Raw genomic sequence first — 19,623 nt, 5'->3', positions numbered from 1 at the left:
CGCCCGAGGACGAGAAAGCCGAGCAGGGCGACGACCCGCACCAGGGTCGCCAGGGAGACCAGGCCGGTGTGACGGGCCTGCATGACCAGTCCCTGGAACAGCCCGCGGAAGCCGGTAAGAAAAGGGAGGAAGACCAGGATTCCCAGCACCGCCTTGGCATGCAGGGCGATATCGCCGCTGACGCCGAGCAGTCGTCCAAGAACGAAGTCGCCCAGCGGGGTAAAGGCGACCAGGGACAGCATCAGCGAAACGTAGGCGGCCACCAGTAGCACGAACAGGACCGTGCCGCGCAGGGAGCGGCGGCCACGGACCATGGCGATCGTTATGGTGTGATTCTGGTAGGAGGGGGAGGCGAGCAGCAGATGCAGCACCATGGCGACCGAAAAGGCGGCCAGGGCGACCACGAAATCGCTTTCTCTGGCCAGCCCGGCGTTGATGATGGAGTGGGAGACGCTCATCATCTGGACGTTGAGCAGCAGCGGGAAGAAGAAGAGCGAGATTTCCCGCATGCCCAGGGGGCGCGAGGTCGAGGTCACCGCGTTGCTCCCGGATAAAGGTGCAGCAGGTCCTGCGGGGCGGCGGCAAGGTCGTCGTAGGGGGCGTCGCCGTGGTGGCCGATGCCCCAGGCGCAGAAGCAGGTGCGCGTGCCGGCTGCGGCACCGGCTTGCAGGTCGGTATGGTGGTCGCCGATCATGACGGCGCTCTTTGCCGATTTGCCCAACTGCTGCAGGGCGTGTCGGATCGGCGCCGGGTGGGGTTTCTTTTCACTGCAGCTGTCGCCGCCGATGACCACTTCGAAATAAGAGGCCAGGCCGAGGCCGTCGAGCAGCGGCAGGGTGTACGCGTGGGGTTTGTTGGTGACGACTCCCAGGCGCTGGTGGCGATGAGCGTCGAGAAAATCGACAATGCCGGGATAGACGACGGTCGCATCGAGCAGGTGCTCGCCGTAGAGGGTGAGGAACCGTTGCAGCAACGCGTCGCTGAAAGGGACTTCGCTCAGCGCCCGTTTGACCAGTTGGGTGGCGCCGTCGCCGACACAGGTGCGTACTTTCGCAATGGGCAGAGGCGACAGGTCGAGTTCGCCGCGCAGCAGGTTGATGCCGGTGGCCAGGTCAAGCACCGAATCGACCAGGGTGCCGTCGAGATCGAACAGGAAGGTGTCGATGATCATTGCAGCAGCGAGAGAAACCAGTCGAACAGCCCGGTCTCCCTGGCCTTGAAGTAGAGGACGACGGCGACCGCCAGCGGCGAGACGTAGCGGATCAGAAAGTGCCAGGTCGGATAGACCCAGCCGGCACCGCCGGCGAGCAGCTCTTCCTTCTCTTCGCTGCCGCTCCAGAACCAGCCGACGTAGATGGAAATCAGCAGGCCGCTGATCGGCAGCAGGTAGTTGGAGGCGAGCATGTCGGCTGAGTCAAAGAAGACCCGGTCACCGATGATTTTCCATTCGGCGAGGGAATTATAGGAGAGGGCGGTGGGGATGCCGACCACGAAGGCGAGTCCGGCCAGAAAGGTGGTGGCGCGCGGGCGGCTCCAGCCCCGTTCGTCGATCAGGTAGGCGACCTGTGATTCAAGCAGGGAGATGTTGCTGGTCAGCGCGGCGAAGGCCAGCAGCAGAAAGAAAAAGATCGCCAGTAGCGTGCCGCCGGGGATCTGCGAAAAGACCACCGGGATGGTCTTGAAGACCAGGCCCGGTCCGGCGGCCGGTTCCATGCCGACTGAAAAGACCACCGAGAAGATGGCCAGCCCGGCCATCAGGGCGATGACGGTGTCGAGGATGACCACCCGCAGGCTGGCCGCCAGCAGGTCTTCCTGCTTGCTCAGGTAGGAGCCGTAGGTGATCATCGCCGCCATGCCCAGCGACAGGGTGAAGAAGGCGTGCCCCAGCGCCTCGAGCACCGATCCGGGGGTGAGCTTGGCGAAGTCGGGACGGAACATGAAGGTGATACCGTCCCAGGCGCCTTTGCTGAGCATGCCGTTCATGAAGAGCAGGGTCAGCAGAACGAAGAGGATCGGCATCAGGATCTTGCTCCATCGCTCGATCCCTTTCTGCACGCCGCCGATGACGATTCCCAGGCACAGGCACATGAAGACGAAATGCCAGAGGAGCTGGCGGGGGCCGTCGGCGATCAGGCCGCCGAACATGCTTTCGATGGCTTCAGCCGGCTGGCCGGCGAAGCTGCCGAGAAAAGCCCGGTAAACGTAATCGAGGGTCCAGCCGGCAACGACCGAATAGTAGGAGCAGATGACGAAGGCGGCGCCGACGCTGACCCAGCCCGGAGTCTGCCAGAAGGAGCGTTTTCCTTCCAGATGGATAAAGGCCCCGACGGCGTCGCGGCGGGTATGGCGGCCGATCATCAGTTCGGCCATCATGATCGGCAGGCCGACGACGGCAATGCAGACCAGGTAGACCAGCACGAAGGCGCCGCCGCCGTTTTCACCGGCGATATAGGGGAACTTCCAGACGTTGCCGAGGCCGACGGCGCTGCCGGCGGCGGCCAGGATGAAACCGAGACGGGAGGCCCAGAGGGCCCGCGGGGCGGCGTAGCTCATGACTTACCTCGTGCGTTCGCCGAAGATGGCGGTGCCGACCCGCACCAGGGTGGCGCCTTCTTCCACGGCGACTTCAAAGTCGTGACTCATCCCCATCGACAATTCGCGCATTTCAACGCCGGGGATCTGCAGCGTCTTGATCTGCTCGGATAGCTGGTGCAGGCGGCGGAAATAGGGGCGGACTTCTTCGGCGTCATCCAGCCAGGGGGGCAGGGCCATCAGGCCGCAGACCCGCAGGTGGGGCAGTTCGGCCACCTGGCGGGCCAGCTCGAACAGGGCGGTTTCGGCGGTGCCGGCCTTGGAATCTTCCTGGCCGAGATTGACTTCCAGCAGCACATCCAGGGTCCGGTCGATTTTGCCCCACTGGCGGCTGATCTCTGCGGCCAGCGACAGGCGGTCGAGCGAATGGATCATCGCTACTTTGCCGCGCAGGTACTTGACCTTGTTGCTTTGCAGGTTGCCGATGAAGTGCCACTCCACCGGTGCGGTGACCTGGTCGATCTTGTCGGCAAACTCCTGCACGTAATTTTCGCCGAAAAGCTGCTGGCCGGCGGCGGCCGCCTCGTTGATCATTGCGGCCGGTTTGGTTTTGGAGACCGCGACCAGGCGCACTTCGGCGGGATTGCGGCCGCTGCGGGCGCAGGCTGCGGCAATGCGGGAGCGGATCTGCTCGATGTTGTTTTGGATGGACATAATGATGCCGGTATCTGGATGTGTTGACGCGGGGTTACAGCGGCTGTTCAAAAAGCCTGACCGCGCCGAGCCGTTCGAGGACATCGACCACTTCGCACAGGGGCAATCCAACCACGTTGGTGTAGCTCCCCTCGATGCCGAGAACCATGAATACGCCGATGCCCTGGATGGCGTAGGCTCCGGCCTTGTCCATCGGTTCACCGGTGGCAATGTACCCCGCGATCTCCGTCGCTGTCAACTCCTTGAAGCGGACCCTGGTCTCGACGACATCGGCCAGGGTTGCGCCGGTTTGCCGGTCATGCACGGCGAAACCGGAGAGAACCCGGTGCTCCCGACCCGAGAGCGAGCGCAGCATGGCGGCCGCCTCAGCGGGACTTTCCGGTTTGCCGAGAATCGTATCGTCGCGCAAAACGATGGTGTCGCTGCCGATGAACCAGCGGCCGGCGATGTTGTGCTGCCCCGCTACCGCAAGGGCCTTGTCCCGGCTCAGGCGCAGCACGTGCTGCTCCGGAGTCTCGCCGGCAAGTTCCTCTTCGGGAGCATGGCTGGGGACGACGGTAAAGCGGATGCCGATCCGCTCGAGGAGTTCGCGCCGGCGCGGGGAGGCCGAAGCCAGAACGATATCTGCAGGCAAGGTCATGGGCTGCTTTCGTGGTTGGTTTGTTCGGGTTGATAACGGGAGGGGGGCGGGGCCGAAGGCCGGCTCAGCCGGTTTTCTTGTTGCGCTGCTGGAAGACCGGCTCATAGGTGGCAAGGCGATTGCGGCCCTTGTTCTTGGCCTGGTACAGGGCCAGGTCGGCCGCGTTGACCAGGGTCTCGAATTTTTCACCATCACCGGGGAAGGAGGCGATGCCGATACTGGTGGTGAGCTTGCCCTGCGGCAGGCCGGTCTCGCCGGGGAAGTTCTCGTTTTCGATGGCCCGCCGGATCCGCTCGGCCACAAAGAGAGCTTCTTCTTTGCTGGTGCTCGGCAGCATCAGGCAGAATTCTTCACCGCCGTAGCGAGTGATGAAATCCATTTCGCGAGCCGATTTCTTCAGCAGGCTGGCGACCTTGCGCAGGGCATTGTCGCCGGCGATATGTCCGCAATGATCGTTGTAGGTTTTAAAGAAGTCGAGGTCGACCATCAGGATGGTGAAGGCTTGCTTCAGCCGGGAGCAGCGGTTGAGTTCTTCGTTGAATCGCGTTTCGAGCAGGCGCCGGTTGTAGAGCCCGGTGAGTGGGTCCTTGACCGCAAGTTCTTCGAGTTTTTTGGCGTTTTCAAGGGCGGCCGTGCGGTCGATCAGCTGGGCTGCGTGTCCGGCGAGCATGTGCAGATGCTTGAGGTCGGTATCGGTGAAGACGCTGTTGGTTTCCTTGTCAGCCAGGTTGAGCACGCCGATGATCCGATCTTTGACCTTCATCGGGAAGCAGATGAACGACTTGGTTTTGAAGCGCGGGCGATTGGGGATGCCGACCCGGCAGTCTTTTTCGATGTCGGATACCAGCAGATGCAGGCCGCTTTTGGCGACCCTTCCGGAGATTCCCTCGCCGAGCCGGATCGGCTTGCTGCGGGCCACCTCGAGGTTGATCCCCATGGCCGCGGCGATCTGCAGCTGTTCGCCGGAATCATCGATCAGCATCAGCGAACCGCGGGAAGCCTGCAGCAGCTCGCAGCACATCTCGACAATGTTGCGGTAGAGTGCCTCGCGGGTGTCGACCAGCGACAGTTCGCTGATCATGGCGATCAGGCGGTGGGCGGTGGCGTGCCCCTGAAGGTGCTCGCTGCCCTGCTGCAGGCGCAGCAGCTTGGCGGCAACGCGCCCCATCAGCAGTTCGATCAGCACCAGGTCGCGGGGATGCAGGTCGATGTCGAACAGGGCCACCAGGCCCAGGGATTGGCCTTCGATTTCCAGGGGGGCGCAGATGGCCCGGTCGGCTTCGATCTGCGGGAAGAAGTTTTCGATCTCCTGGCGCAGTACGATCGGTTTGCCGTTCGTGTTGCCGCAGAGGAATTCGGAAATTTTGTGGCTGGAAATCTTCAGCGGTTTGTCGGCCATGCCAAGGACGGTTTTAATGGAAAACTCGTCTCCTTCCGCCAGCACCACGGCGACCTTGGGGAGGTCGAACAGAACGATGAGGGTTTCGCCGAGCAGGGCGACCACTTCGTCGAAGCTGCGGGTGCGATCGATTTCGGCAGCGATGGCGGTGATGGCGTTCAGTCGCTGGGTCATCTTCTGCAGCGGCAGGGCCAGGGTGTGTTCGTCGGCGAGGGAGGGGATCAGGGCCATGGTCTTGGCGACCGCATCGTCCAGCTGCTCCCGGTTGACCCGTGGGCGCTGCTCGAGTTTTTCCATCTCGGGCAGGGCCAGGTTTTCGTCCCTGCCTCCTCCGGCAAAGAGGCAGCAGGCCTGGTTTTTTTCGTTGCGGAAAGGTACGGCAAAATTGAGCAGCCCGACCGGGCATTGAAAAATGATCGGCCGGTTATCCTTGGTGGCTTCGCGGAAGGCATTTTCGAAAGCGCTGCGACAACTGTTGTCGCAGATGGCATTTTCTCCCAGGGCGTCGCAAAACAGGTGTCTCTGGCCGCCTTCCGGCAGCAGCAGTTCCTGCTCGCAACTCAACGCCAGATGAAACGGTTCCAGCGCCGGGAAACGGCGCAGCGTTTCAAGCAGATCAAGTGGATTGATCCTGGTGTGAAGATTGGTAGGCAAATCAAGCCCCGTTATTGCAATGATATCTGTTCGCAACGACCCAACTGCCCCCCCTGGCTGTTTGGCATCGCCTCTCGCTTTCGACACCTTGAGCGCCGGAAAGGAAGAAGACTGATTCATAAGCATTTCAACTCAGTCGGTTGAGACAGAACGCAACAACGTGACTCCCCTCGAGTCAGGGTCGGATACCGATCCTGGTGTCTGAGAACAGCTGATTACGCAACGGATGCGGCGGGTGGATGCAGGTAGTGAGCGCATTCCGTGCTACTCAGGTGCAGGGAAGCCCCCTCGGCGCGAATGGCCGGAGTCAGGAGGAAGCGGTTAATTAAGAGGATCTGTGGATAATGTCAATGAGTCTACCAAGAATGGAAATATAAAGCAATACCCTAAGTGGTTGCCGTCTTTGTCTTTTTGGGGGAAGGCGTAACCGGTACGGAAGGGCCTGCTGTTGGGAGTTGTTTGAATATTAGAATTAATGCGTCGCCGCTCATGTCGGCCGTTGGTTGATGATTGAATGCCACCATGACGGTAGCTCTTGCAGTGCCCGTTCCGCCATCCCCAGCCTGCGGTCGGCACGCTTCATTTTGCGCCCCTCAAGGGGGGGGAACAGCCCGTAGTTCACATTCATCGGCTGAAATCCCTCGGGGCTGGAGTCGGCCAGGTGGGCGATCAGGGCGCCGAGGGCGGTGACGGCCGGGGGGAGGGGGATGGTGTCGCCGCGCAGCCAGCGCGGGGCGAACAGCCCGGCCAAAAAGCCCATGGCGGCCGATTCGACGTAGCCTTCGACGCCGCTGATCTGGCCGGCAAAGAAGATCCGCGGATCGGTTTTGAGCTGCAGGGTGCGGGTAAGGCAGTTGGGGGCGTTGATAAAGGTGTTGCGATGCACGCTGCCGAGGCGGGCAAAACGGGCCTGCTCAAGGCCGCCGATGGTGCTGAAGATGCGCCGCTGCTCGGGATAGGTCAGTTTGGTCTGGAAACCGACCATGTTGTACAGGGTGGCGTGCTTGTCGTCCTGGCGCAGCTGCACCACGGCGAAAGGCTCTCTGCCGGTGCGCGGGTCGGGGAGCCCGACCGGTTTCATCGGTCCGAAGGCCAGGGTCAGCTCGCCTCGCTCGGCCATCTCCTCGATCGGCATGCACCCCTCAAAGTGGATCATTTTTTCGAAATCCCGGGCGGGAACCTTGTCGGCCGCTTTCAGGGCGGCGACGAAGGCGAAGTATTCTTCTTTGCTCAAGGGGCAGTTGACGTAGTCGTCCCCTCCCTTGCCGTAGCGGGAGGCTCGCCAGGCTTTGTCGAAATCGATGGAGTCGGCCTCGACGATGGGGGCGATAGCGTCGTAGAAATAGAGGTGCTCGGCGCCGGTCAGGCGGGCGATGTCCTGTGACAGGGCTTCGGAGGTCAGCGGCCCCGAGGCGACGATCACGGTCCCCCCTTCGGGGATGTGGGAGATTTCTTCCCGGCGCAGCTCGATGTTTGGATGGGTCGTGATCTTCTCGGTAATGTAGTCGGAGAAGGCCTCTCGGTCGACGGCCAGGGCACCGCCGGCCGGAACGGCGGTGGCATCGGCGGCCTGCATGAAGAGGGCGCCGCAGCGGCGCAGTTCTTCCTTGAGACAGCCGACGGCGTTGTTCATCCCCGCCCCGCGCAGGCTGTTGGAGCAGACCAGCTCGGCGAGCTGCGAAAGCTGGTGGGCCGGTGAGAAGCGCAGGGGTTTCATTTCGAACAGAACCACCTGTGCGCCTTCGCTCGCGGCCTGCCAGGCCGCTTCGCAGCCGGCCAGGCCGCCGCCGATAATCTGTATGAGCATAAGATTTCCGTATTCAGGTTCAACAAAAGAGCCGGGCCTTGCGGCCCGGCTGCGGATGTTTCAGGAGTCTGAAACTTATTCCGGTTTTTTCTTGGTCGGCGCCTTTTTTGCCGCCGGTTTTTTGGCCGGTGCCTTCTTGGCCGGTGTTTTCTTTTCAGTGGCCGGTTTTTCACTGCTCTTTTTTTCAGGTTCGATCAGAACCAGCTTGTAGTCGCAGTTTTCCGTCGGGCACTTGCGATAGGTGCCGAAGCGCTTGGTGACCTTCTCGACGATCACCGGGTAGCCGCAGGTGGGGCAGGGCTCGTTGATCGGCTGGTCCCAGAGCGCGTATTTGCACTGGGGGTAGCGATTGCAGGAGTAGAAGATCTTGCCGTAGCGGCTCTTCTTTTCCATCAGCTCCCCTTCCTTGCAGTCGGGGCAGGTGATGTTCAGGGCCTTGGGCTTGACCAGCGGCTGGATGTTCTTGCAGCCAGGGTAGCCGCTGCAGGCGAGGAACTTGCCGTAGCGCCCCATCTTGATCAGCATCGGCGCGCTGCATTTCTCGCATTTTTCTTCGGAGATTTCCGGCTCCGGCTGATCCTCGCCGGACAAGGGTTCGGTGTGACGGCACTCGGGGAAACCGCTGCAGGCCAGGAAACGGCCGGAGCGGCCGAGCTTGATGACCAGCTCCTTGCTGCACTCGGGGCAGGTCCGGTCGGTCTTCTCGGTGGTGACCTCTTCCTTGGTGACCTCTTTTTCCTTCTGCTTGATCAGGCCGATGAAGGGATCCCAGAAGCCGCGCAACACCGGGCGCCACTTTTCCTCGCCGCGGGAAATGGCGTCAAGATCCTCTTCGAGCTTGGCGGTGAAGTCGTAGTCGACGTACTGGGTAAAATGATTGACCAGCAGGTCGGTGACCACCATGCCGACGTCCTCGGCGTAGAAGGCCCGCTTTTCCAGCCGCACGTACTTGCGCACCACCAGGGTATTCATGATCGAGGCGTAAGTCGACGGCCGGCCGATACCGTATTCTTCGAGGATCTTGACCAGGCTGGCCTCGGTAAAGCGGGGCGGTGCCTGGGTGAAGTGCTGCTCCGGCAGCAGTTCCTTGCGCTGCACGGTTTCCCCTTCTTCGAGGGCCGGCAGGGTTCCTTCCTGTTCCTCGTCGGGAGAGTCGGTCCCCTCGATGTAGAGTTTCATGAATCCCGGGAAGCGGATCACCTGGCCGGTGGCGCGGAAGATAAACCGATCGCCCGCCGCCAGGTCGATGCTGGTCGCTTCGAGCAGAGCCGGGGCCATCTGCGAAGCGACGGTGCGGGTCCAGATCAGCTGGTAGAGCCGGAACTGGTCGGAGGAGAGGAACGGCTTGACCTTTTCGGGGGTGTTGGCGATGGTGGTCGGCCGGATGGCCTCATGGGCCTCCTGGGCGTTTTTCGCCTTGCTCTTGAAGACCCGGGCCTGGGGCAGGGAGTAGTCCTGGCCGAACAGCCGGTTGATGACCTCGCGGGCCTCGTCGGTCGCCTCGGTCGAGAGGGCCACCGAGTCGGTTCGCATGTAGGTGATCAGGCCGACTGCCCCGTCGCCGATGTCCATCCCCTCATAAAGTTTCTGGGCGGTGGACATGGTTTTGCGGGCGGAGAAGCCGAGCTTGCGGCTGGCTTCCTGCTGCAGGGTGCTGGTGGTGAAGGGGGCCGCCGGGTTGCGTTTCTTTTCTTTCTTGGTCAGCGAGGCGACCTGGATCGCTTCGCCGGCGATGGCGTCGACCAGCTGCTGGGCGGAAGTCGCGTCGGGGATAGCCAGCTTGTCGAGCTTGGTGCCGTCGACGGAGAAGAGTCGGGACTTGAACTCCTGGCCGTTTGCTGCCTGCAGCAGGGCTTCGATCGTCCAGTATTCCTGCGGAACAAAGGCGGCGATCTCTTTTTCCCGGGTGCAGATCAGGCGCAGGGCCACCGACTGGACGCGGCCGGCGGAAAGGCCGTAGCGGATCTTCTTCCACAGGAACGGGGAGAGGTTGAAACCGACCAGGTAGTCGAGAATCGAGCGGGCCTGCTGGGCGTCGACCAGGTCCCGGGCGATCTGCCGTGGTTCGGCCATGGCCTTTTGGATGGCCCCCTTGGTGATTTCGTGGAAGGTGACCCGCTTGACCACCGGCCTGGTTCCCTGCTCGTCGATGCCGAGGGCTTCGAGCAGGTGCCAGGCGATGGCTTCACCCTCGCGGTCGAGGTCGGTGGCCAGGATCAGTTCATCGCTGTCCTTGACTTCCTTTTTCAGCAGGTCGAGCTGCTTTTTGCTTTCCGGCAGCACGTGGTACTTCGGTTCGAAGTCGTTGGCCAGATCGACCGAACCCTGTTTGCTGGGGAGGGCCCGAACGTGGCCGTAGGAGGCCAGGACCTTGAAGCCCTTGCCGAGAAATTTTTCGATGGTCTTCGCCTTGGCAGGAGACTCGACGATCACCAGTGATTTTGCCATGAAAGCCTCTGTTTACCGTATGTGAATGGTTGCTGCTGGCCGAAAATCAAAAAGGCTGCAGGATTTCCCGCAGCCTGGTCGCCGTATCAGTGAAACATTCTTGCCCAATCGTCGTCCATGAAGCAGTCGACTTCCCGCCACCAGTCCTGGGTGGTGCGGGAAAACAGGACCAGTGCCGTCAGCGCCTTGACATCCCTGAGGGAAACTTCGTCTTCTGCGACCTGCAGGGAGCGTTCGATGATCTCTTCCTCGGCGTCGTCGTCGAGAATCCCCAGCATCCGCAGGCGGATCAGAAAACCGCGGGCTTCAGCTGACAATCCCCAGACTTCTTCGAGGGTGAAGACCCGGTGGGTAGGGACCTGCAGGGTCTTTTCGTCGGCTTTGCGGGGTTGCTGGGAGAGATCTTCCATCCAGCGGAAGGCGGCGTCGATTTCTTCGGCGGCAAAGCCTTCGGCCATCAATTCTTCAACGATTTCGCTTTCGGTCAACTGATTGCGGTCAGTCATGACGTACTGGGCGATAATGGTGACGATAGCCAGAACCCGTTCTCTCAAATTGACTCCTGCGGTGAATTGATCACTGTAGTTTCAGGCTCTCCGGCAGCGGATGTAACGCATGCCGGGAAGCTGTTCAACCCCCCCCTGGAGCTCTAGGTGCAGTAAAATAGCGGAAACCTCCATGGGTGTCAAGCCACATTTCCTCGCTAGTTCATCGATGTGCAGCGGTTCGATGGAAAGGCAGCGGTAAAGGGCCAGGGCATCGCCGGCCAGTTCGGACTGGAGCGAATCCTCTTTTTCCTGCGCCACTTTAGACGGGATGCCGGGCCAGAGAATTTCCAGAATGTCGGAGGCGCCGGTGACCAGGTGGGCCCCTTCCTTGAGCAGCCGGTTGACGCCGCTGCTGGTTTCGGCATAGACGGGCCCCGGCACGGCGAAGACTTCGCGCCCCTGTTCGAGGGCAAAATCGGCAGTGATCAGCGAACCGCTCCCCTCGGCCGCCTCGACGATCAGAGCCCCTTGGCTGAGGCCGCTGATGATCCGGTTGCGGCCGGGGAAATGGCCGGCCAGCGGGGGCGTACCGGGTGGGTACTCGGAAAGGATCGCTCCTTGCTCCATGATGCGTTGAAACAGGCGTCTGTTTTCCGGGGGGTAGACCCGGTCGATACCGCAGCCCAGGACCGCAATGGTCTGCCCTTGAGCGTCCAGTGCCCCTTCATGGGCGGCCGTGTCAATGCCGCGGGCCAGACCGCTGGCAATGGTGATGCCCCGCGAGGCAATTTCTTTGCAAAGCTCGCGGGTCAGTTGGAGCCCGGCCGGCGAAGCGCGGCGGGCGCCGACGACCGCCAGGGCCGGCTGCGCGGTCAGCGTACCGCGCAGGTAAAGGATCGCCGGGGGGTCGTACAGGGTGCGCAGCAGGGGCGGAAAGTGGTCACCGTCCCACTGGCTGATGATGCGGACGGCGGCCGCGTTCAGGATCTCTTCCGTTTTCAGCAGGGAGGGGTCGTTGTCGGCAGGGAGGCTGCGGGCCACGGTGTCACGGATGCCGGCCCGGCGAATCCAGTCACCCGGGCCGGCGTCGAGGATGGCGGCGGGCGACCCGAAGGTGTCCATCAGTCGGACCAGCCCGGTGCGGCCAAGACCGCGGGTAAGATGCAGTCGCAGCCAGGCACGCTCCCGGTCCGTCAACATGTTTCCCTCCGTGCATATATATTATAATAAGTATTTCAGCCTGCACTGGGTGCAGTCACAAACAGAAAAAGGATTGAAGTTCGTTCAATCCTTTTTCATCGTCATTCGGATTTCCGGCGGAACCGCGGTTGCCGGTTAATCGATAACCGTGGTCAGCCGGTCGCCCCGGTACAACTGCTCGGTCACTTTCAGCACCAGCGCCGCAGCTGTGTTGGCGTGGGTTTCAATGACCAGCGCCGAGCCGAGGAGGACATCCGGCAGCTTCAGGTTTTTATTTGTCAGGCTCAGGGCGGAGGCGTCGCGAGGGCGGGAAATGTTGAGCAGGTTGCCGACCTGCAGGCCGTCGTTAGCGCCGAGGTCGACGTGAATGATATCGTACTGGCTCAGGGCGATCCGGCCGTCCTGGGCGTCGATCAGAATGCCGCTCAGCTCCTGTTCGGCCCGTTTCAGTTCGATGACCGTCTGGGCCGGCTGATATGGCCGGAGTTTGGCGCCACGCTGTATTTCCCTGAACGCCTTGGTGATTTCTCCGGTGGCTACTTCATCGTTGACTTCAGTGATCTGCAGGGTGCCCAGTTCGTCGATGCGGTAGCCGAGTTTTTGCCTGGTGACCGGGTGCAGAACCTGCTCTTTGACTTCAAACAGGGCAAAGGTGCTGCCCGGCATGGTCGCGGCCAGGTTGCCCATTTCCAGGAAAACCGTTTCGCCGGTGCCGATCAGCAGTCTGTTGTCGGTGGTGTCGACCAGGGTGCCGGCCGCTTCGAATTCTTCCTGGCTGATGAAGCCGAGAGCTCCCTGGTGAATCTTGATGGTGATTTCTTCCTGGGGGATTGGCCGTTCAGCGGCCGCTGCCGCCTGAGCGCCTGCGGGATAGTTTTCTTCGCCGACCGGAACCAGTTCGATACGGCCGTCGTAAATGGCGATTTTCTGGCCGGGGTAGATCAGGTGAGGGTTGGTGACGAAGGGGTTGTTGGACCAGAGGCTGGGCCAGTAGTTAGGGTCTGTGAGGAATTTTTGCGAAATGCCCCAGAGGGTGTCCCCTTTCTTGATCACGTAGGTCTGCACTTCACCCTGGGCCAGGGCCGAAAGGGGCAGGAGCAGCAGGCAGGTCAGCATGATGATTTTTTTAAACGGCATGGAGTCCCCCACGTAGTGTAAGTTGCACTGTCAGTTCGCCCCCAGGGGTTTGCGGGCCGCCGGGCTGTCCGGATAACGGCTGCGCAGAACCTGCAGGGCCTCTTCGGCTCGGCCGGGCTGGCCGAGCTGGTTCAGGGCTGAGGCCATTTTCAGCAGGGCGTCAGGTGTTTTGCTCCCTTGCGGGTAGCGCTCGACGGTTCGTTGAAACTCTTCGATCGCTCGGGCATACTGCTGCTGGGAATAGTAGCATTCTCCGAGCCAATATTGCGCATTGCCCGCATAATCGCTGCTGGCATGCAGGCGGAGAAAGGTTTCAAATCCCTGGATGGCCCGCTCGAAACGGCCGGCCGCGTAGTCGGAGAAGGCCTGCAGGTAAATTTCAGTAGGGGAGGCGTTCTGGGCGTCGGTTGTGGTCGGCGCGGTTGCCGGGGCGATGCCCGTACGGGATGATGTCGCGATATCCCGGTTCGGGGTGACCTTTTTGGTTGCCAGGTCGCGGCGCAGGTCGCTGATCAGAACCTGCTGGTCGCGAACCTTGGCCTCAATCAGCAGCAGGTTGTTCCGGTTTTTCTCAACCTGCTGCGTCAGCTGCTGCTGGTCCTGGCGAATCCGGGCCAGTTCACGATCGACGGAGGAGAGATCTGCGGTCGTGTGGGCGGGAACGCAGGCGGTCAGACCGGCGGAAGCAAGGCCGAGAATCAGAATGAGAAGCGCAGGGTATTTCATGGTGAAGGCTCCGGAGACGGTCCGTATCTCGGGCCGTCCAGTTAATTTCTAAAAATTATAGACTTTTTAAGCCCTTGTCAAGCGGGAATGGGTTTCGGCCGGGGGCCTGCGGGCGTAAAGTGGTTAACCCTTTTTCGGCGTTTATGCTATTGTTCCGGACAAACTGCACTGGAGGAATTGGAACGGAATGCACCATCCTGAACTTCTGGCCCCGGCCGGGGACCTTGAAAAACTGCGGATCGCCTTCGATTACGGCGCCGATGCCGCCTATCTTGGGGGCGAACAGTTCGGCCTGCGCGCCCAGGCCGGTAATTTCGACCTGGATACCCTGGCCCGCGCCCGCGAGCTGGCTGCTGCACGCGGCAAGCGGCTTTACCTGACCCTCAACGCCTATCTGCGTCCGGCCGATTTTTCGGCCTTTGCCGAGTATCTCGAACAGCTTAAATCCCTCGATCTCGACGCCTACATTGTTTCCGACCCCGGGGTGCTGGGCCTGCTGCGGCGGGTCGACCCCGGGCGGGAAATCCACCTGTCGACCCAGGCCAATACCACCAACGCCGAGGCGGTTGGCTTCTGGGGGGCGGCCGGGGTGTGCCGGGTCAACCTGGCCCGGGAGCTGAGCCTCGAGGAAATCCGTGCGATCCGCAAAGAGACCGCGGTCGAACTCGAGGTCTTCGTCCATGGCGCCCTCTGCGTGGCCTACTCGGGGCGTTGCCTGCTGTCGGCGGCGATGACCGGCCGCAGCGCCAACCAGGGGGCCTGCGCCCATCCCTGCCGCTGGCGCTACGCTCTGGTCGAGGAAACCCGCCCCGGCGAGTATTTTCCCATCGAGGAGGATGGCCGCGGCAGTTACCTGATGAACAGCCGCGATCTCTGCCTGATCGAGCACCTGCCGCTGTTGGTCGAGGCCGGCATCCACAGCCTGAAGATCGAAGGGCGGATGAAGACCCTCTACTACCTGGCGGCGGTGACCCGGGTCTACCGGGCGGCCCTCGACCGCTATCTGGCCGACCCGGCCGGCTATCGCTGCGATCCGCTCTGGCGCGACGAGCTCGATAAGGTCAGTCATCGCCCGTACGACACCGGGTTTCTGTTCGGCGGCCAGGATGCCCTGGTCCATACCGATGATTCCAAGTACCGGCGCACCCACGACTTTGTCGGCGTGGTGCGGGAGCTGGCCGGCGACGGCCGCGCCCTGGTCGAAGGGCGCAACCGGTTTTTTCCCGGCGCGATCCTCGAACTGATCGGTCCGCAGATGCGCCAGGTGGAATTTACTGCCGGCGAGCTGCGTTCCGAGTCGGGGGACCTGCTTGCTGCCGGCCAGCCCAACGCGCGGATTGTCATGGCGCTCCCTGCCGGGGCCCGGGTCGGTGATTTGCTGCGGCGGGAGGGGGCAGGATTGTGATCGCTTGACGGGCGGAAGCGACTTGGAGAAGCGAAACCGGCGGGTCGCGTCCCGCCAGACGCCTTACTTTTTGTCCAAGCCAACATAATAAGTAAGTAAAAATGGCTCCACTGCGTGGTGCATGAGGGGCTCTGGTGCGGTATGCAGCTGCTTCTGGTTACGTCGTGTCGAGGCTGCCGGCCGCTCTTCGTAGCACATCTGCCGTCGGTAATGGTGGATTCAGCGGTTTTCCGGGCTGGGCAAACACCGGGCTGCGTTTTTTAAGGCTCAATCCCCCTGCAAACCTGAGATTCCCCGAGCCAGTTTCAGGGCGCGTGCCAGCAGGTCCGCGACCGCACGTCGCAGCAGGACAGGGTGCGCCCGTAGACGGCGCCGGTATCGAGGCCGATCCGGTTTGCGGTCAGCAGGGGGGCGGCAAAAGGAGTGTGGCCGAACACCAGGGTTTTGCCCCAGTCGTAGTCCGAATCGAGAAACTCACTGCGGATCCACAGCAGGTCCCGTTCCTGCTGGTCGGCCAGAGGCAACCCGGGGCGCAGGCCGGCATGGACAAAGATGAAATCCTCGGTTTCGTGGTGCAAATCCAAGTTACGCAGAAAATCGAGATGTTCTTGCGGAATCCGGATTTTGCCCTCCTGCGGGTAGCTGCTCAGGGTGGCGTCGCCGCCGTTGCGCAGAAACAGGAGCAGATTGCGGCCGGCCAGAAAATCGAGGAACATCGCCTCGTGGTTGCCCTTGAGAAAGATGCTGCGGGGATGGGAGAGACGAAAGGTCAGCAGTTCGTCGATAACGCCCCGGGCATCGGGGCCGCGGTCGATGTAATCGCCGAGAAAAATCAGCCGGTCTGCGGGCTGTGGTCTGACCTTGGCCAGCAGGTCGACCAGCAGATCGCGGCAGCCGTGGATGTCGCCTACGGCCAGCAGCCGGCCGCTGGTCACAGCGGGTCTCCTTCGCGGACGCGCACCCGCACCACCCGGCAGCAGGCGTCTTGACCGGCCCGCTCCCGGTAGAGCCGGGTCAGAAAACGGACCGTGACGACTTTGTGGATCGCCGCCTGGGTCAGGCGGTAGAACCACTTGTGCACCAAGCTGGGAGTACGGCTGCCGAGCAGCAGCGGGCAGTAGTCGGACAGCTGCAGCCCGACCCGCACCAGGCCGTCTTTCGGTTCGCAGCTGAAGACCAGTTCCCCCTGGCGACAGAAGGCCTGTTGCACCAGCAGGCCACCGTCGATGCGCAGGGCCAGAGATGTGCCGTCGGCCTCGCTGGCGTCGAAGCGCAGCAGGCACTTGCGACTATGCCAGAAGCGGAATTCTACAGCCCGGCCGAGTTGCACCGGGCGCACCAGGGTGCCGGTAAAACGGCGGATATGGTCCAGGTATTTCTGCAGCAACAGCTCCGGGGTCAGTCCGGTGGCCAGTTGCGACGGCAAGTCCATCCACTGGATGGAGAAGACCGAGGCGTCCTGCTGCAGCACCTGCTGGCAGGCGATCGATAGGGAACCAGGACTCTGGGATGGGTCAGTCATCGGTGGCGCCTTTCGCGGGTCGGATAAAACACCATAGCACGGCCGCAGGGGTTTGTCCCGGCGGGCAACCTCGAGAGACAATGCATGGATACATTTCTCTATTCCAGAACGGGGCGTTTAACCAAGAGCCTGTTTCTGGCGTTTCTTATCGCCCTGCTGTGCCTCTTCAGCAAGGCGCCCGACCTGTTGCAGGATGCCCTGCCGTTTGCCCTGCTGGCCGGCTATTACCTGGTCACCGACCGGCGCTTCACCATCGAGCAGATTCAGTCGTCCGGGCTGATGGTGGCGCATGTCGGCGTCTACCTGCTGCTGTGCACGCTGGTGATCTGGGCGACCACCGGTGACGAAGAGAGTGTGTACTGGATCGTTTACTTTCTGCCGATCGCGGTAGCGGCCTCCAACCTCAACCTGCGCCTGACGCTGCTGACCTGTACGGTGGCGGTACTGCTCTTTTTCAGCCAGGTTCCGTCCCGGCTCTACCTGGATCCGGAGCTTCGCCAGGAGGAAATCCCTGAATTCCTGATCTTCGGCGTAACCTTTTTCATCGTCGGCCTGCTGGTGCAGAGCTTTTCAGAGATCCACCGCCGGCAGTTGCAGTCACAGAGACATCTCAACGAGCAGCTGCTGGCCAACCAGGCCGCCCTGCAGGAATCGTTGGCCCGGCTTGGCGAGGCCGAGGAGAGCCTGCGCCGCAAGGAACGCCTGGCGGCGCTCGGCGAAATGTCGGCGGGGATCGCCCACGAAATCCGCAACCCGCTGGGGATCATTTCTTCCTCGGCGCAGCTGATTGAAAAAAAACTCGCCGCGGGTTCATCTGATGTCGGGCAGCTGCTCGACATTATCCAGGAAGAGTCGACCCGCATCAATGGCCTGGTGACCGATTTTATTTCCTTTGGCCGGCCCGGCGAACCGGTGCTGCGTCCCTACGATCTGCAGGCGTTTTTGCAGCGGGCGGCAGAACATGTGGACGGGTTGGCCCGGCAGCGCAATGTTGCGGTCGAAGTCGAACCTGAGGGGGGGGCGTTAACGATCCGGTTCGATGCCGACATGATGCAGCAGGTGCTGCTCAACCTGCTGCTCAATGCGCTGGCTGCCATAGAACCTGGCGGGCGAATCCGGTTGCGGAGCTACCGGGAAGAGGGGCGGGTCTGCTTCGAGGTGGAGGACGACGGCTGCGGTATCGCGCCGGAGAACCAGGAGAAAGTTTTCGATCCGTTTTTTACCACCCGCGACAAGGGGACCGGGTTGGGGCTGGCCAACGCATTTCGCATTGTCGAGGCTCATTGCGGCGACCTGCGGATGCGCAGCGAGTTGGGGCGGGGGTCGGTCTTTACCGTCTGCCTGCCGGCCGAGGAGGAGTAGATGGCGCATATCCTGGTGGTTGACGATGAAAAGAATTACCGGGCGGTTCTGGGTCAACTGCTCGAGGCCGAAGGTCATCGGGTCTCGGCCGCCGAAAATCCCTTTGCCGCCCTGGAACTGCTGTCTCGCGAAAGCGTGGCGCTGATCCTTTCCGACCTGAAAATGCCGCACATGGACGGGGTGGCCTTTCTGCAGCGGGTGCGGCAGGATATCGGCGACATTCCCTTCGTCGTGCTGACCGCCTTTGCCACCGTCGAGACGGCGCTGGCGGCGATGAAGGCCGGCGCCTTCGACTATCTGCTGAAACCGTTCAAAAACGACGAAATGCTGTTGATCGTCGACAAGGCCCTCGGCTATGCCCGCCTGCAGACCGAAAATACCGCCCTGCGTCGACAGCTGCAACGGAGCCAGTCCCGTGACCTGCTCGGTGACAGTCCGGTCATGCAGAAACTGCTGGCCGATATCGGCCAGGTCGCACCGGCCAGGGCTTCGGTGCTGATTACCGGTGAAAGCGGCACCGGCAAGGAACTGGTGGCCGGAACGTTGCACCGCTTAAGTCCCCGCCGGCAGGGGCCGCTGGTCTCCATCAACTGCGCAACGCTGACCGAAACCCTGCTCGAGAGCGAACTCTTCGGCCATGAACGGGGGGCTTTCACCGGCGCCCTGGAGCGCAAGCGGGGACTGCTCGAGGTGGCCGACGGCGGCACCCTGTTTCTTGATGAGATCGGTGAATTCCCCCTCTCCCTGCAGCCCCGCCTGCTGCGGGTGCTGCAGGAGCGGCGTTTCCGCCGGGTCGGCGGCACGGCGGAAATCGAAACCGATGTCCGCATCGTCGCCGCCACCAATCGCGACCTTTCAGTCATGATGGCCGAGGGAGGTTTTCGTGAGGATCTCTACTACCGCCTCAACGTGGTGACTCTCGAGACGCCCCCCCTGCGCCGGCGCCCCGAGGATATCCCGCTGCTGGCACTCAGTTTTCTGCAGCGTTTCAGCCTCGAACTGGGCCGGCGGGTGACCGCTCTCGCCCCTGAAGTGCTGGATCTGCTGCAGGGCTATAGCTGGCCCGGCAACGTGCGGGAGCTGCAGAACACTCTCGAACGGGGGGTGCTGTTCTGCCAGGGCGATGTGCTGCTGCCCGAGCATCTCCCCGAGGTGCTGCACCGTCAGGACGCTCCTGCTGCAACCGCGGCCGGTCTTGAACTTGACCGCCCGTTGCCGGAACTGCTCGATCGCATCGAGGCCGACCTGATCCACCGGGCCCTGGTCCAGGCCCGCGGCGTGCAGGCGCAGGCCGCAGAAATTCTCGGCATCAGCCGCAGCAACCTGCAGTACAAGCTCAAGAAGCACGACCTGGCCTGAGCGCTTCCTCTCGCCGTACAAATTTTCGGCGCCCCCGTTGCTCCCTTTCGCCCGCCGCGTATAAATTTTTATACGCGGCGGGCGTTTGTTTTTGTCTATTCCTTTTAAAAACAGTAGCTTGCCTGGCTGGCAAGCCCCTTGCAAAATAAGGATGCAGGTTAGGGCGAAAGACGCTCTCACCTTTGCCTCCGGGGCCTTTTCTGTTAAAGGCCCCGATTTTTTGAAGGGAT

Annotated in this window: 16 protein-coding genes and 1 pseudogene; 3 read left to right on the top strand and 14 right to left on the bottom strand. The window is 62.0% G+C overall.

The genetic code is table 11. The features are described from left to right. The 12 genes and pseudogenes from ABYV89_RS05105 to ybgF form a co-directional block, all read right to left on the bottom strand. A pseudogene (locus ABYV89_RS05105) lies at window positions 1-536 on the bottom strand (hypothetical protein); the annotation flags it as partial. Continuing rightward, on the bottom strand, window positions 533-1,171 hold the full coding sequence (locus ABYV89_RS05100) for an HAD-IA family hydrolase (protein WP_432821858.1): 639 nt from the start codon (window positions 1,169-1,171) through the stop codon (window positions 533-535). The gene ABYV89_RS05100 and the pseudogene ABYV89_RS05105, both read right to left, overlap by 4 nt. After that, entirely contained in the window at window positions 1,168-2,553 is a 1,386-nt protein-coding gene (locus ABYV89_RS05095) for a sodium-dependent transporter (RefSeq protein WP_432821857.1), read from the bottom strand. The genes ABYV89_RS05100 and ABYV89_RS05095 overlap by 4 nt, the downstream gene beginning before the upstream one ends. A gap of 3 nt (window positions 2,554-2,556) precedes the next feature. After that, window positions 2,557-3,246 carry a YggS family pyridoxal phosphate-dependent enzyme gene (locus ABYV89_RS05090; protein WP_432821856.1) on the bottom strand — a complete coding sequence of 230 codons (690 nt, stop codon included), beginning with the start codon at window positions 3,244-3,246 and terminating at the stop codon, window positions 2,557-2,559. A gap of 34 nt (window positions 3,247-3,280) precedes the next feature. Next, the gene (locus ABYV89_RS05085; protein ID WP_432821855.1) at window positions 3,281-3,886 is read right to left on the bottom strand and encodes a Maf family protein; all 606 of its coding nucleotides are present in this window, start codon (window positions 3,884-3,886) and stop codon (window positions 3,281-3,283) included. Between the two features lie 64 nt (window positions 3,887-3,950). Beyond that, the gene (locus ABYV89_RS05080) at window positions 3,951-5,939 is read right to left on the bottom strand and encodes a diguanylate cyclase (RefSeq protein WP_432821854.1); all 1,989 of its coding nucleotides are present in this window, start codon (window positions 5,937-5,939) and stop codon (window positions 3,951-3,953) included. Between the two features lie 487 nt (window positions 5,940-6,426). Next, entirely contained in the window at window positions 6,427-7,746 is a 1,320-nt protein-coding gene (trmFO, locus tag ABYV89_RS05075) for a methylenetetrahydrofolate--tRNA-(uracil(54)-C(5))-methyltransferase (FADH(2)-oxidizing) TrmFO (protein ID WP_432821853.1), read from the bottom strand. 75 nt (window positions 7,747-7,821) lie between these two features. Continuing rightward, window positions 7,822-10,194, bottom strand: a complete 2,373-nt coding sequence (gene topA, locus ABYV89_RS05070) for a type I DNA topoisomerase (RefSeq protein ID WP_432821852.1) — start codon at window positions 10,192-10,194, stop codon at window positions 7,822-7,824. Between the two features lie 86 nt (window positions 10,195-10,280). Further along, on the bottom strand, window positions 10,281-10,748 hold the full coding sequence (locus ABYV89_RS05065) for a DUF494 family protein (RefSeq protein WP_432821851.1): 468 nt from the start codon (window positions 10,746-10,748) through the stop codon (window positions 10,281-10,283). Window positions 10,749-10,781: 33 nt separating this feature from the next. Beyond that, window positions 10,782-11,882 (bottom strand): DNA-processing protein DprA, encoded by a 1,101-nt coding sequence (gene dprA / locus ABYV89_RS05060; protein ID WP_432821850.1) that lies wholly within the window; start codon window positions 11,880-11,882, stop codon window positions 10,782-10,784. 135 nt (window positions 11,883-12,017) lie between these two features. Then, the gene (locus ABYV89_RS05055) at window positions 12,018-13,019 is read right to left on the bottom strand and encodes a LysM peptidoglycan-binding domain-containing protein (RefSeq protein ID WP_432821849.1); all 1,002 of its coding nucleotides are present in this window, start codon (window positions 13,017-13,019) and stop codon (window positions 12,018-12,020) included. A 30-nt stretch (window positions 13,020-13,049) separates the two neighbouring features. Further along, window positions 13,050-13,745, bottom strand: coding sequence for a tol-pal system protein YbgF (gene ybgF / locus ABYV89_RS05050; protein WP_432821848.1), 696 nt, complete (start codon window positions 13,743-13,745; stop codon window positions 13,050-13,052). Window positions 13,746-13,932: 187 nt separating this feature from the next. Between ybgF and ABYV89_RS05045 the strand changes: the two genes are divergently transcribed. Next, window positions 13,933-15,150 carry a peptidase U32 family protein gene (locus tag ABYV89_RS05045; protein ID WP_432821847.1) on the top strand — a complete coding sequence of 406 codons (1,218 nt, stop codon included), beginning with the start codon at window positions 13,933-13,935 and terminating at the stop codon, window positions 15,148-15,150. A gap of 305 nt (window positions 15,151-15,455) precedes the next feature. On the opposite strand, the gene ABYV89_RS05040 is transcribed toward ABYV89_RS05045, so the two are convergent. Together ABYV89_RS05040 and ABYV89_RS05035 are read right to left on the bottom strand one after the other, a co-directional pair. Continuing rightward, window positions 15,456-16,085: a metallophosphoesterase family protein gene (locus ABYV89_RS05040; protein ID WP_432821846.1), complete on the bottom strand. Its 630-nt coding sequence runs from the start codon at window positions 16,083-16,085 to the stop codon at window positions 15,456-15,458. Then, on the bottom strand, window positions 16,082-16,672 hold the full coding sequence (locus ABYV89_RS05035) for a hypothetical protein (protein ID WP_432821845.1): 591 nt from the start codon (window positions 16,670-16,672) through the stop codon (window positions 16,082-16,084). The genes ABYV89_RS05040 and ABYV89_RS05035 overlap by 4 nt, the downstream gene beginning before the upstream one ends. Before the next feature lie 84 nt (window positions 16,673-16,756). On the opposite strand from ABYV89_RS05035, the gene ABYV89_RS05030 reads away from it, so the two are divergent. Together ABYV89_RS05030 and ABYV89_RS05025 are read left to right on the top strand one after the other, a co-directional pair. Continuing rightward, on the top strand, window positions 16,757-18,034 hold the full coding sequence (locus ABYV89_RS05030) for a sensor histidine kinase (RefSeq protein WP_432821844.1): 1,278 nt from the start codon (window positions 16,757-16,759) through the stop codon (window positions 18,032-18,034). After that, window positions 18,035-19,393, top strand: a complete 1,359-nt coding sequence (locus tag ABYV89_RS05025) for a sigma-54-dependent transcriptional regulator (RefSeq protein WP_432821843.1) — start codon at window positions 18,035-18,037, stop codon at window positions 19,391-19,393. Window positions 19,394-19,623 lie beyond the last annotated feature (230 nt).

It is taken from the genome of Trichloromonas sp. (genome assembly GCF_041583255.1).
Classification (GTDB): Bacteria; Desulfobacterota; Desulfuromonadia; order Desulfuromonadales; family Trichloromonadaceae; genus Trichloromonas.
Note: the sequence above shows the minus strand (reverse complement) of the source record. Positions and strands in the feature narration are given on the sequence as shown.